This window comes from Terasakiella sediminum (assembly GCF_033100395.1).
Lineage (GTDB): Bacteria > Pseudomonadota > Alphaproteobacteria > Rhodospirillales > Terasakiellaceae > Terasakiella.
Map to the genome: position 1 here is coordinate 20,621 of NZ_JAWLVJ010000013.1, position 13,473 is coordinate 34,093.

Sequence of the window (13,473 nt, forward strand, 5' to 3'; positions counted from 1 at the left end):
GAAGGGCGCCCTCTCGTCCTTCTCCCTTCCTTAAATCGAATTTCTTATAAGAAAGAGGGGCTCTCACATGAGGTCCAAACTTTTAAATAAACTGTTCATCGTGATCTGTGCGTTCCTTTTGGGCACGGCAATTGTCGGGACAACAAGCCTGACAGCACAGGCACAATCCACCAGTGTCTTTCCAGGTGATGCCGGAACATATGGTTCATCACCGGACATGTGGCGCGAGATCAAAGAAGGCAAACGTGGTCAAACCACCTCGCCGGATAAAAGCCGTGGCTACTTGATCCGTGCCAATGGGGAAGACTGGCGTAATGTACGCAATAACATGGTCTTTACCTATGGGGCCATGGGGATTGCCGGGATGCTGGCTGCGCTGGTGTTATTCTTTCTGGTTCGTGGCCGCATCAATCTTGATGGCGAACTGTCTGGTCGTAAAATTCAACGCTTCAAGGCGGTTGAACGCTACAACCACTGGGCCATGGCAGGCAGCTTTATCCTGCTGGGGCTAAGCGGTTTGAATATGCTTTATGGACGTGCTGTTCTGTTACCGGTTCTTGGACCGGAAGGGTTTTCCAGCCTGGCTGGGGCTGGCAAGTTCATCCATAACAACATTGCCTGGGTGTTTATGGTGTCTTTGGTCTTTACGATCATTTTCTGGACACGTGATAATGTCTGGGACCGTTATGATCTGAACTGGATTTTGAAGGGCGGCGGGTTGTTCTCCAAAGGGGTGCATCCACCATCTGCGAAATTCAACTTTGGTGAAAAAACAATGTTCTGGCTGGTTGTGCTGGGCGGGATTGCCGTCAGCTATACCGGGTTGACCTTGTTGTTCCCATATCTGTTTGGCACGCTGCCGACCATGCAATTGATGCAAATTATCCACGCGGTTATTGCATTGGTGATGTGCATCGCCATCTTAGGGCATATCTATATCGGTACCATCGGTATGGAAGGTGCGATTGATGGTATGAAAACAGGTTATGTGGATGAGACATGGGCGAAAGAGCACCATGCCGCCTGGGCTGAAGAGCACGGGATCGAAGTCGACCACAAACCGGAAGACGAAGAACATATTGCTCAAGGGGGCGTTGCTGAATGACCATTTATGACCTTGATACTGACCTGGTGGGTGATGAATTCATCATCAAACCTGATCCTGAATCTGCGTCAACCACCGCTGAGGTGCAAGGTGTAGACAGTTTTGGCCGTCCTTTGACAATTCCTGTTGTGGAGGAGCGTCCCCTGACGCTCTTCCTCAACAATCGCGAAATTGTCACGCTCATGACCGTTGGCGATTACCCGGAACTGCTGGGTGTTGGCTATCTGGTCAATCAGAATATGTTAAAAGACGATGACGTCATCACCGAAGTCGAATTTGATGAGGAACTGGACGTCGTTGTGGTCCGCACCGAACGTGTGACCAACTATGAAGAAAAACTCAAACGCAAGGTTCTGACCTCAGGCTGTGGCATGGGCACTGTCTTTGGTGATATCATGGACAAGCTGGAAGATGTCGTTCTGGGCGATGGTGTACGCATCAATGCGTCCTGGATTGAACCTTTGCTGAAAACCATTAAGACAACGCCAAGCCTTTATCGCAAGGCAGGTTCCATCCACGGCTGTGTGTTGTGTAAAGACAACAAGCCCTTGATCTATATGGAAGATGTGGGGCGTCACAATGCGTTGGATAAAATTGCGGGCTATCTGTATCTGAACAAGCTGCAGGGCAGCGATTATTATATGTACACAACAGGCCGCATGACTTCTGAAATGGTCATGAAAGCTGTGTCTATGAATGTGTCCGTTCTGATTTCACGTTCCGGTTCGACTCATTGGGGGGTGCAACTGGCGAAAAAAGCTGGCCTGACCCTGATCAGCCGAGCACGTGGCAAACGGTTTATTGCGCTAAGTGGTATGGAACGGATCGTTTTTGATCTGGATGAAACGGCCGATCAAATGAGCCACCGCGCTGCGCAATAGACCTGCGCAATTTTTTGAGGCACAATAGGCGTCCCCCTGTTTTCTTAAAAGGACCGTCGATGACGCTTCGGCTGATCATATGTGTTTGCCTGTTGGCTTTTCTGGCTGTGCTGACACCTGTCAATGCCCAGACCTATGAGCCAGGCCCCTACGAGTCTGAAAAAGAACAGGAAATCACGAACCCGCGTGCCGATTTTTGGCGACAAGTCCGTGACGGCATGCCGGGCCGGGTCAATATCCCGGATAAAGACAAAGGTGTGCTGATCCGACAGGGCGGGAATGACTGGCTTGCGACCCGGTCAAATGTGGTTGCCAACTATGGCCGTCAGATCATTGCCGTCGGTCTTTTATTGACTCTTGTTTTTCTATTCTTCACTGGTCGCATCAAGGTTTTAAGTGGCCCGGTCGGTTGGGTGCTGGATAAGCTGGTGCCCTTACAAAAACCTGCCCATTGGACAGCGGCTGTGTGTTTCGTTCTGTTGGGGACAACGGGGCTGAATATCCTTTATGGTAAAAGGGTCCTTGGTCCCATGATGGGGCGGGAATTCTTTTCTGATTTTTCCTTGCTGGGTAAAGCCATTCACAATCAGGCCAGCTGGATTTTCATGGCCTCCATCGCCATTGTGATGATCCTGAAAGCACGGGAATATCTGCCCGGTTTTGTGCGCGAACGTGTTTCGCGGAAAACCGCAATGGATCGTACTCGCACGACAAAAAGTGAAAAGGTGCTGTTCTGGTTTGCCGTGATGGGGACGTTGATTGTGGCTTATTCCGGTGCGACCCTTTTGATCCCACACGATGGAAACGATTTGCGTCAGATGCAGCTGTTTCAATTGATGCATTCATTCTCCGCGCTCACATTAACCGGACTGATTGTCGGGAATGTCTATCTGATCTCGGTCGGGATCAGGCAGAATGCCCGTCAGCTTCTGGAAGCCAAGGAAGTGCTGGAAGAAGAAGTCCAGCAACGCACAAAAGAACTACAGATCGAGATTGAAGAACGCCGCCAGATTGAGGCTGCGCTGAAGATCGCCAAAGATGTGGCTGAACAGGCGAACCTGTCCAAAGACAAGTTCTTGGCAACCGCCAGCCATGACCTGTTGCAGCCCCTGACCGCAGCGCGCCTGATGATTGCGACCTTGCGCATGCGGGAATTGAAGATGGATAACCACAAGATTGTGGAACAGGTCCATCAGTCCTTGCGTGGCACGGAAAACCTGCTGACCGACCTGCTGGATATATCCCGTCTGGGCGCCAGCACGACGGAGCCTAAAGTTACGGACTTCCCGTTGCAGCAGTTGTTAAGTGCCATTGAAACCGAATTCAGAACGGTTGCGCGCAAGAATGGGTTGAAGTTCCGACTGCACTGTCCGAACTTTTTTGCGAAATCTGATTATCAATTGCTTAGCCGTGTGATCCGCAATTTCTTAAGCAACGCCATTCGCTATACCGATAGCGGCGGTGTGATGTTGTCAGCGCGCAAACGCGGGCGGTCCATCCGGATTGAAGTCTGGGATACGGGACCGGGCATTCCGCCAGAAGAATTGCAGCGCATATTTGAAGAATTCCACAGGCTGGAAGGCCAAAAACGCGTTAAGCCGACTGAAGACGGTGGGGCAGGCCTCGGGCTCGCCATCGTGGACCGCATTGCTTATATCCTGGATCATCCGGTTGAGGTAAGGTCGATTGAAGGAAAAGGGTCGGTCTTTTCCATCGACGTGCCGATCGGCACCGAAATCAGCCGCCTGCCACAAACGCAGAAACTGGCCGTCAGTGATCTGGGCGGTGTGGTTGTTGCCATTGTTGATAATGACGAAAGCGTGTTGATGGCGCTTCAGACTTACTTGCAGGAATGGGGCTGCAGCGTGCTTGTGGGCACGTCCGGGGATGATTTGATTGAACAGCTCAGTTGGTCGTCTTTCTCACCCGATCTGATCATGGCTGATTATCATCTGGATGCAGGGCTGATCGGACCGGAAGTGGTGGAACGGGTGCGACGTATTTACGGCCACGACCTGCCAGCAATCGTGATTTCCGCCGATCATACAGAAGAGATGCGCAAAAGCCTGAAAGAAGAGGGCTATCATTTCTTAAGCAAGCCTGTGCGTCCTGCCAAGATGCGCGCGTTGATGGCCCATCTGGTCAATCAGGATGACCATTTCAGCAAAGGTGTGCGCCAGTCTATCGGGGCTTAAAGCCCATTTCCTTGGAGGTCAGTACAGCCTGCGTGCGGTTAAACACATCAAGTTTGCGCAATAGCGCGGTGACGTGAGTTTTAACCGTGGACTCTTTGATGTTCAGTTCAAACGCAATGGCCTTATTGGACATGCCTTCGCTCATCAGTTCCAGCACGCGTAGTTCTGATGGCGTGAGTTTGCTGAGCTTGTCTTCAAATTCAGAACGGCGCGTGCGGTCTTCTTCGGCCATGGGTTTGATAGCATCTTCGGTGGGCCAATAGCGACCGCCGTTCAAGATCGTATCAATGGCTTTTGCCATAATCTCGGGTGCGGTCGTTTTCGGGATGAAACCAACAGCGCCATATTGGGCAGAACTGCGCACCGTTTCGATATCTTCGTTGGCGGACACAATCACAATCGGCACAGACGGGACTTTGGAACGTAAGGCCACCAAACCGGAAAAACCGCTGGTTTCAGGCATGGAAAGGTCAAGCAGGATCAAATCCAGATCATCATCAGCCAGGTCCTGGGCTTCGCTTAGCGTACTTGCTTCAAGCGTTGTGTATTCTTCTTCAAGGAAAGACAGGGTGTCTTTTAAAGCAACCCGGAAAAGGGGGTGGTCATCTGCAATCAGGATACGGCACATAGAAGTGGGGGCTTCTCGTTGTTTCAGTGGTCTTAATTTACAGAAGATACACGCTTTAGAGAACCCCTGATATACCAATTTATAGGTATAAAGCAGAACTAAAGTCGTATTTTTGAAATATCGCCAAGCGCTGGGGGATGTATTCGCCACCTTTTAGATAAGGCTTAGGTGATTGTCAAAGTGAAGGGCTTGTTTGGATATCCGGCCAGTCAGGTCCCGTAACGTTCCATCCCCTGCGCTGAAAAGAAAGCTGTCTGTACCCGTTGGGGCAATACCGCAGATATCATTCTGATCAATGCGTAGGGGATTTTTCTGCCAGATATAAGCTACATTACCACGCGGCGACGTCGCACAAACGGTATCGCCAACGGCGCTGATACTACCGATATAGCCCTTGAAAATGTTCCAGCCACTTTCGGGGGCGGGAAGGGGGCTTGCTACGCCGTTGATTGAGACTTTCCAGACCAGTGGGACATCTGATCGGCTGAAAAGTTGATCTTGTAGAGCAATGAAAACCTCACCTTTTGCGTTCACATCAATATGGCGGATGGAAAGTTTATGGAGGTCAGCTGGCAAACGCACTTTCTGTTCAATCTGTCCGGTATCGGTATTTATATACGTCAGGTTCGGGGCCATGCTGTCGATATTCAGTTTGGCCCGGCCCATTTCAGGGTAGGTGAGGATGCCGCCATTGGCAACGATCAGATGTTTTTCAAATTGCAGAATTTGATGGGGACCGATCCCGCCACTTGACCATTCGCCGATCCGCTTGAACCCATGTTTGAATTCATAAATCCCGATGACGCCGCGTTCATTCTGATAATCGTTTTCGGTTGTATAATAATGCGGTTCCACTTCATCAAAAACGCCATGACCGTAATAATGCCGTCCCTTTGTCGCGGTTACGACCTGCATCGTTCTTTCCGCCATCTCAAACACATAAAGGGCAGTATCCGGCCTGCGCGCAGGCGCGATGATCAGGTTTTGTGAGGTATTGAGACTTATGCCATGCAGGCGCAGCGGTGTGTAAAAAAGGGCGGTCGCACGTAGGTCAGGGGCGATATGGGCAACGCCAAACTGCCCTTTATCGTCCTTAAAGCCGCTATACCAACCCTCTGACAGAGGTGCCGCGTGGGGCAGGGTCGGAAAGATCGTTCCGGCAAGGCAGGCCGCGGTTCCTTTTAGAAAGTGGCGACGTTGCATGTCAGTCCCCGTCCAGACTGTTAAACCCGACTGTTAGCCCCAGATATTTGGTGAAGGTGTCAACCAGTTGATTGCGGGTCTTGCGGCTTTCATCAAGAAACTTCCTGATCTGCAGGCGGCCTGCCTCATCCTTAACCCCGTTTTTGATCGAGATGGGCAGGGTGTTGGCACGACGTGCAAAGAGGGAGAATTGAATCTGCACTTGTTTTTTAGCTTCGCCGGGCAGGAACTCCATAAAAGGACGCGACATTGCCATCAGGCCCAGGGCGCTTTGCTGGATGTATCGCGTTGATCGCTTGCTGCGCCATCCTTCGGCCCGCTTGCCATTTGCTTTTTCAAGGCTGCTGCCCATAGGAAGCGCGATCTTCTGATCAGAGATCATTTGAAAGCCAGCTAAGAGTTCAGTGAACAGGCGATTGCCCACTTCATCCATGGTATCAAAATAAATTGGATGAGCTTTGCCTTCTTTGAAATATGTCACAAGCTCCTGCCAGTCCTGATAGGCCCCTTCGGTGATGTCCTGAATGTTGCGGGCAATGGCCTGACCTAACTGGCAGGAAAACTTATCGCTTTCCATATCCGTATACAGCAAACGTTCAAGCGCAGGCAGGCCTTGCAGGGCCACGCTCGTGGTTGTGAAATCATCAGGGATTTGCTTGGTAGCTAAAATTTTATTCAGACTTTTGGAAACGGCATTGCGACGTTCTGGCCAGTGATAGAGACGATCTCGACGCAGAAGAAAGGTGATGGGACCATAGTTCATGTGTTGCACTGCCGCCCAGGCATCCGAGGTCTGCTGGAAAGCTGGCTTCAAATCATCAATATCGCAAGTTTTCGCCCAATGTTCGGCCTGATTTCTGGATTGAACAGCCAAGCGTTCATAGGCAGGCAGGATAAAGTCTTCGGCCACTTTGACGGAAAGATCCTGCATCGATGGGGCACTTTCAGCGCGAAAAGGAAGCAGGAGAAAAAGAGATAACAGGGCAATTCGTTTCATCAACCACATCCTAAAGGCTGTTTACAAAGTTAAGGAGAATAGTTTTATCGCTTTTATTCAGGGCATTAAAGCGTTCTTTGGCCTTTTGCGCTTCTCCACCATGCCAGTTGACGGCTTCTTCAACCGATTGCGCGCGGCCATCATGCAGAAAATATTTGGTGTCCTTGGTGCCCCAAAGCGGTTGCGTGCGCCATTCTGATCCTGTTGCCAGACCTTCTTTTATACCGTCAGACAGGGCTGGGCCCATGTCATGCAGCAGCAAGTCGGAATATGCTGTAACCTGATGTCCATTTTTTATCGGCAATGTCGGGATGTGGCAATCTGCACAGCCCGTTGATTTGAAAAGTCCTTGATCATCAGCAGGTGAAGATTTGGGTGGCTTTAATCCTTGCAGATAAGCGGTGACTAAATTCAGCATCTGACTGTCGATTTCCAGATTTTCGAATTGCGGGCTATCTCCATGCGGCCCTTTAACGCATTCGACTTGTGCTTTTGTGCAGTCGCCTTCGTGCTGAGGATGAACTGGGGTGGACATGCCGATATCGTTTGAAAAGGCATTGGCCGCCTGAATGCGCAAGGTGGGGGCAGCTGCTTTCCAGGCAAAACGTCCTACCTGTCCGTCGATTATGTTCGCACGACCCGAAATGCCATCCGCGTCTGTATCTTCGGGGTCAGCAAGGGAAAGGATGGTTTCATCGCTTATCTGTTCAAGCAAGCCTAAGCCAAGCAAGGGTTGGGACAAGCGACCTGCAAAGTTGGTGTTTTTTGACATGGCCCCATAAGCAAGGTCCTGAATTTCATAATACCCATCTTTAAGGAAAACACGTCCTTCCGCCTTTTGCCCATGGATCGCATTGGTTTGCAATTGACGACCATAGACGGGATCACCTTCGCCGTTATCATTGCCCAGCCGTAGGACATATCCAATCCCACCGATATCACCATTTTCCTGCACTGTGATTTTACCGCGCCCGCCTTTGGGGTGGCAGGCGACACAGGATCGCGCATTAAAAAGCGGGCCAAGGCCGTCGGTTGCTTGTGTTGATGCTGGCGCAGAAGACCAGGGGCGGTCAAACAGGGCTTTGCCCAACGCAAAATCCAGCTTTGAGGCTTGCGCCGGTGTAGACACCAGCAACAAGCCCATAACGGCAATTGTTTTCTTCATGTTCAGGTTACTCGTAAGATACTCATCATCCCGGTTTCGGCATGTTCAATGATATGACAATGGAACATCCAGTCGCCCGGGTTATCTGCTACAAACGCCACGTGGATGCGTTCCTTCGGTTTGATCAGGACGGTATCGGTAAAATGTTTCGGCAAAGATTTTTTATTGGAATTGAGATAGAGGAACGTATGCCCATGAATATGGATCGGATGCATATGGGGCGTGCCATTGACCAGTTCCAGAACATAGGTGCGGTTGCGTTTCAGGTTCAGGATCGGTGCAGGTAGCTTTTGATGGCCATCTTCTGGCCAGGTCTGTTTGTTCATGGCCCAGAAGGTTTTATCAGACAGACAGAGGCTGTCAGCATAATCCAACACTTCACCATTGGGTAGCTCAACATAGCTTGGTGTTGCGGTTGCTGTGAAATCAATGCGTTTGTGGATGGCATTGGATAGATCAGGTTCAGCAATATCCGGGGCATAAAGTGGGGCCGGATCAAATTCCCCACGTTTCATATCAATGTTGGTGGATTTCAGCTTGGCAATCGGCACAAGTTCCGGGGCGAAATAGTCATAGATGATAGCCTCGCCACCAGGTGCCGGGGTGCGAACAACTACATCAATGCGCATGGCTGATCCCAACCGCCAGGTTTTTAGCGGAAACGGGGAAACACCTTGGCCATCCGTTGCAATAATCGCGGCACCATTATGACCTTCAATGCCGATCTGGCTGACGCGAGAGTTATTGACGCTCATCAGACGCAGGCGCACATCCGCGTTGGCGGGCACATTCAGGACAGGGAGTTTTTGCAGGTTGGCGGTGCGAACGGTTGCGAAAGTTCCACCACGACTGGCCCCCGCATCGGTTTCAAAGTCCAGAAATTCCCCGTTTTTCCCCAAACGCCAATCTTTGATGATGCAGAGAACGTCATCATCATAAGGTTGGGTTTCGTCACCCGTTACCAATAAGGCACCTGCGAGACCACGGCCTAATTGTTCCGCCGTGTTGCAGTGGGAATGAAAGGGAAAGAGCCCGCTATCGGGCAGGGTGAAATTGTAAGTAAAATTCTCCCCCGTATTCACTGGCGACTGTGTGACATAGGGAATACCGTCCATGTGATTGGGCAGGCGAATGCCGTGCCAGTGGATGGAGGTATGTTCGGGCAGTTCGTTCTTAAAATGTGTTTTAAGACGGCTACCTTTCGGGACCTTGATGATGGGCAGAGGATCATCGCTATAGGTCCAAAACGGCAAAGTCGGCCCGTTTGCAAAGAGTTTGCGTGGCCGTTCCTTGGCTGTCAGGTTAGCTTCAGTAATCTGATCACTGAATGATGGCTCTGTGCGTTTGGGCAGCATCGGACGGTCCGTGCTTAAATGCGGTTTGGCCAGAAGTGGATACGCGGAAAGCGCGACCAAAGCCGCGCTTCCCCCGATAACACTTCTTCTGGATATAGGCATGGTGTGTCTCCTAATTCCCTCTACCCCAAAGAGATGTTAACAAGCCTGTAGAATGCCTAGTTAATCGCTGTCGGATTATCCAGGCTGTCAGAACCTTCGACTTCGATTTTCAAGCCAAGTTTGGACACGACATTTTCAATGCCGCGTGTCTGTGCAACGAGACCATCAACAACGTCCAATAAGATTTTGTTGCCTGCTTTATTGCCTTCGCCCAGCATTTGATCGTAAGCCATCTTGCCGCTGTCAGCTGTATCTTTCATGATTTGCATCTTGGCATTTGTTGTCCCGAGCAGAGTGCTGAGACGAGAATGTGCTTCTGGTGCTTTGGATTGCGCCAGGTCACCAACACTTGCACCGGATACGACAGAGCCGTCAACACGTGTGTAGCTGCCTGTGTAAATGGCGTTCATGCCGACCTGATTATAGTAATGTGAGTTGTGGGTGTTGTCAGAAAAGCAATCATGTTCTTCTTCCGGGTCATGCAAGATGACGCCAAGCTTCATGCGCTCACCTGCCAGTTCACCGTAAGACAGAGAACCCAGACCCGTCAGAATGGTTGCAAGGGCATCATTTTCAGATTTACCCGCAATGTCTTTGCGTGCCGCACCGTCAGCAGACCACGCGCCAACGATTTCTTCCAGATCAGTGATCAGAAGGTCAGTTGCCGCAGTCAGGAACTGAACACGACGGTCGCAATTGCCGTTTGTGCAGTTTTTAGTGTCGAAATCCGTTGTTGGGCGATTACCAGCGCCGGCGTTTGTGCCGTTAAGGTCCTGACCCCATAGCATAAATTCAATGGCGTGGTATCCGGTTGCAACGTTGGCTTCGACTTCCTGCGCTTCGTGCAGGGAACCGGAAAGCAGGGCAGGGGTGATGTTGGTGGCATCGATCATGTCTGGGCCGATACGCACTTTTTTGTTAGCAATCACATTCAGCGTGTAAGCCGGGTTTTCATCAGATGCTTTGCCGTAAGACGCATCAACGTAATCAATCAGGCCTTCATCCAGCGGCCAAGCGTTTACTTTGCCTTCCCAGTCATCAACGATGGCGTTGCCGAAACGGAAACCTTCGGTTTGCTGGTAAGGGACACGGGCAGCAACCCAAGCCTCGCGTGCAGCTTTCAATGTTGTGTCAGATGGGTTCGCAACAAGGGCAGAAATTGCACTCTTCAGTTTTTGAGCTTCAGACAGGGAATCCTGATACATCGCAAGGGCGATGTCAGAATAGTTTTTTACGATGTCCTGGGTGTTGGGTGCACCCGCTTGCGCAGTAGAAGCTGCGGCCAGAATGACAGCAGCGGCAGCAGTTGTTTTTAAGAAATTAAAGACCTTCATGAGGAACCTTTGAAAATAAGAATTGTTATCAATTGCAATATCACTAGAGCAAGTAAGAATGAGTTGCAATAACTTTTTATGGTTTTTCTAAAAATAATTTCAAAAGTGGCTTTGCATGGAAGAGGCGAAAGGATCTTAAATCCGCAGGATTAAATGCTTATTAGGAAATGCTTTAGTTGTACGTCAATTGATAATAATTATTATAATTAACAGTTTGATTTTATTTATCTTTTTTACTTGAAGGGGAGGCTGGAAATATCCATATTGCTGAGGTGTCTCCTGCTCTTGTGTAAATCTCTGTTTTTAAGGAGTTACCCATGAAGGGTAGTAAAAAAGTAATCGCCCAACTGAATAAGGTGCTGGGCAATGAACTGATTTCCATTAACCAGACATTCCTGCATTCACGCATGTTTAATGACTGGGGTATGACGGAAATCGGTGGCAAAGAATATAAAAAGTCCATCAAGGATATGAAACAAGCGGACAAGCTGATTGAACGGATTCTGTTTCTGGAAGGCCTGCCCAATCTGCAAAGCCTTGGCAAGTTACGTATCGGTGAAGATACCGAAGATATCATCAAGTGCGAATTCGATTTGATGACAGATATGCTCGCGGACCTGCGCGCTGCTATCGCCCTGTGTGAAGAAGAACAGGACTATGTGTCACGCGATCTGTTGGATGATATTATCGAGGATGAAGAAGAATTCCTCGACTGGATCGAAGTGCAGCAGTGGCAGATTAAAGAACAGGGTCTGCAAAATTATATTCAATCACAAACGTAAGGAGCCATTCAGATGAAAGGCAATAAGAAAGTAATCGACGCTCTGAATGGGCTTTTGACACATGAAATGAGCGCCGCTGACCAGTATTTCATCCATTCTCGCATGTATGATGACTGGGGCATGACGGAGCTTTATGAACGCCTCAAGCACGAGCAGGAAGAAGAACTGGATCACGCCTCCAAACTGGTGGAACGCATCCTGTTTCTGGAAGGCACACCGGATGTATCGGCCCGTGATGCGCTGAAGATCGGTAAAGATGTGCCCAGCATGCTGGCAAACGATCTTGAGTATGAACTGATGGTGGGCAAAGAACTGAAGAAAGTTATCGCGCTCTGTGAGAAAGAGCAGGATTACGTATCGCGTCAAATCCTGGTTGGTTTGTTGGAAGATACCGAAGACGATCACACCTACTGGCTGGAAAAACAGCTGGGTCTGATCGACAAGATGGGCCTGAAAAACTACATTCAGTCCAAATCTTCCTGATCATATAAATCAGATTAAGAAAAAGGCCCTGCATTTTACTGTGCAGGGCCTTTTCTTTATTCTGCGGCAAGGAGAGTAGTGTCTTGCGATGATTCCTGCTCAATTACATTGCGCATGCAATTGACGCATTGGGCGCATTCCGGTTTGCAGCCATGGGCTTTGAAAACACGCCCAACAGTTGCCGCGCCGTCATTGACCGCTTTTCGCACCTGTTTCTCGCGAATTCCATTGCAAACACACACATACATGGCAAGTCCTCCTGTTCCTGCGATGGAATATGGTGCAATTGAGAATGATTGTCAATAGAAATGATAATCATTCTTAAATCTAAGCATCAGTGACGGGCGCGGAAGTGCATTTCATCAGGTGAAATCGTGTTGGCAAGTGCCTGTTTCAGGCTGTCTTCGATCTCTGACTCATCCGGGTCATAAAGCCCGCACAATGAAAGGGCGCGGTGCTTGTTGATGGATCTGCCCAGATATTCATAGACGACGCGAGTACAACAGGGCATACGTTCGCCACTTCCTGAAACGCCGAGCTTCAATCCTGTCAGGCGGGACAGTTTGTTGCGGAAAGTTGGAAATAAAATGGTTTCCGTGATTTCGTATCCGGTCAGCGCTTCGTAATCGAGCATGAAAATTCGGTCGGTCAGAAACAGGGCCACGCCTTTGTAACGGCCATGACAGACCACATTTTTGGTGGCTTCCTGAAACCGTTCTGTGCGTTGGTAATAAACGCCATCGCCTTGGCGCTCAATGCAGATCAGTGTGCGTAGGATTTTACCGGGCGAGGACATGGAATAATAATATTCGAAATAATAACCGAGATACTTTTCAAGGCTGTTGCCACCGGCCTGATGCAGTTTTGAAAGATGTTCCAGTTCTGGATAGCTGCTTTTTTCAACGACCTGGCTGCGGGGTTTGACCTGCAAAAGCCGTTGAAACTGGTCATGGGGCAGCAGAAATTCAAACTCTTCCATCCCGAAGAAATCACACAGACGCATCATGGCATTGGCCGATGGTTTGTGGCGTCCACTTAGGTATCGGTTGAACTGCGCCCGGTTTAAATTGAGTTTGCGGCACACTTCCGCAATCGACTTATAGTAACCGCAGGCGAATTTTAAATTTCTGGCGAAATCGTCACTCATGTGAGGCGAACCTTGCTCTGTCGTCATTAAAGTGGGCCGGGATTATAGAAACTTCCCTTCAAACTACAATAGACTACACTGGTGCGCTTTGGTGCA

The 13,473-nt window shown here is 49.7% G+C and carries 13 protein-coding genes; 5 read left to right on the forward strand and 8 right to left on the reverse strand.

Translation table 11 applies throughout. The features are described 5' to 3' along the window. Window positions 1-67 precede the first annotated feature (67 nt). The 3 genes from RYZ26_RS11555 to RYZ26_RS11565 are packed head-to-tail and all read left to right on the forward strand — an operon-like array spanning window position 68 to window position 4,181. Window positions 68-1,105 (forward strand): formate dehydrogenase subunit gamma, encoded by a 1,038-nt coding sequence (locus RYZ26_RS11555; RefSeq protein WP_317683368.1) that lies wholly within the window; start codon window positions 68-70, stop codon window positions 1,103-1,105. Then, on the forward strand, window positions 1,102-1,986 hold the full coding sequence (locus RYZ26_RS11560; protein WP_317683369.1) for a formate dehydrogenase accessory sulfurtransferase FdhD: 885 nt from the start codon (window positions 1,102-1,104) through the stop codon (window positions 1,984-1,986). Before RYZ26_RS11555 ends, RYZ26_RS11560 begins: the two co-directional genes overlap by 4 nt. Before the next feature lie 59 nt (window positions 1,987-2,045). Next, a complete protein-coding gene (locus RYZ26_RS11565; protein ID WP_317683370.1) occupies window positions 2,046-4,181 on the forward strand; it encodes a NahK/ErcS family hybrid sensor histidine kinase/response regulator in 2,136 nt (711 codons plus the stop codon). On the opposite strand, the gene RYZ26_RS11570 is transcribed toward RYZ26_RS11565, so the two are convergent. The 6 genes from RYZ26_RS11570 to RYZ26_RS11595 form a co-directional block, all read right to left on the reverse strand. Then, the gene (locus RYZ26_RS11570) at window positions 4,168-4,809 is read right to left on the reverse strand and encodes a response regulator (protein WP_317683371.1); all 642 of its coding nucleotides are present in this window, start codon (window positions 4,807-4,809) and stop codon (window positions 4,168-4,170) included. The genes RYZ26_RS11565 and RYZ26_RS11570 overlap by 14 nt on opposite strands. 153 nt (window positions 4,810-4,962) lie before the next feature. Further along, entirely contained in the window at window positions 4,963-6,012 is a 1,050-nt protein-coding gene (locus tag RYZ26_RS11575; protein WP_317683372.1) for a DUF1513 domain-containing protein, read from the reverse strand. A 1-nt stretch (window position 6,013) separates the two neighbouring features. Continuing rightward, window positions 6,014-7,009: an imelysin family protein gene (locus RYZ26_RS11580; protein ID WP_317683373.1), complete on the reverse strand. Its 996-nt coding sequence runs from the start codon at window positions 7,007-7,009 to the stop codon at window positions 6,014-6,016. Window positions 7,010-7,019: 10 nt separating this feature from the next. Beyond that, window positions 7,020-8,174, reverse strand: coding sequence for a di-heme oxidoredictase family protein (locus RYZ26_RS11585; RefSeq protein WP_317683374.1), 1,155 nt, complete (start codon window positions 8,172-8,174; stop codon window positions 7,020-7,022). Between the two features lie 2 nt (window positions 8,175-8,176). Next, window positions 8,177-9,631 carry a multicopper oxidase family protein gene (locus tag RYZ26_RS11590; RefSeq protein ID WP_317683375.1) on the reverse strand — a complete coding sequence of 485 codons (1,455 nt, stop codon included), beginning with the start codon at window positions 9,629-9,631 and terminating at the stop codon, window positions 8,177-8,179. A 56-nt stretch (window positions 9,632-9,687) separates the two neighbouring features. Beyond that, window positions 9,688-10,965 (reverse strand): imelysin family protein, encoded by a 1,278-nt coding sequence (locus RYZ26_RS11595; RefSeq protein ID WP_317683376.1) that lies wholly within the window; start codon window positions 10,963-10,965, stop codon window positions 9,688-9,690. 317 nt (window positions 10,966-11,282) lie between these two features. Here RYZ26_RS11595 and bfr (RYZ26_RS11600) point away from each other — a divergent pair, with 317 nt between their 5' ends. Next, window positions 11,283-11,747 carry a bacterioferritin gene (bfr, locus tag RYZ26_RS11600; protein ID WP_317683377.1) on the forward strand — a complete coding sequence of 155 codons (465 nt, stop codon included), beginning with the start codon at window positions 11,283-11,285 and terminating at the stop codon, window positions 11,745-11,747. Between the two features lie 12 nt (window positions 11,748-11,759). Then, on the forward strand, window positions 11,760-12,230 hold the full coding sequence (bfr, locus tag RYZ26_RS11605) for a bacterioferritin (protein WP_317683378.1): 471 nt from the start codon (window positions 11,760-11,762) through the stop codon (window positions 12,228-12,230). A 56-nt stretch (window positions 12,231-12,286) separates the two neighbouring features. Here the strand turns inward: bfr (RYZ26_RS11605) and RYZ26_RS11610 are convergent, their stop codons facing one another. Further along, window positions 12,287-12,478, reverse strand: coding sequence for a (2Fe-2S)-binding protein (locus tag RYZ26_RS11610; RefSeq protein ID WP_317683379.1), 192 nt, complete (start codon window positions 12,476-12,478; stop codon window positions 12,287-12,289). Window positions 12,479-12,564: 86 nt separating this feature from the next. Next, complete coding sequence (locus RYZ26_RS11615; RefSeq protein ID WP_317683380.1) at window positions 12,565-13,377, reverse strand: helix-turn-helix domain-containing protein; 813 nt, start codon at window positions 13,375-13,377, stop codon at window positions 12,565-12,567. Between the last annotated feature and the right edge of the window lie 96 nt (window positions 13,378-13,473).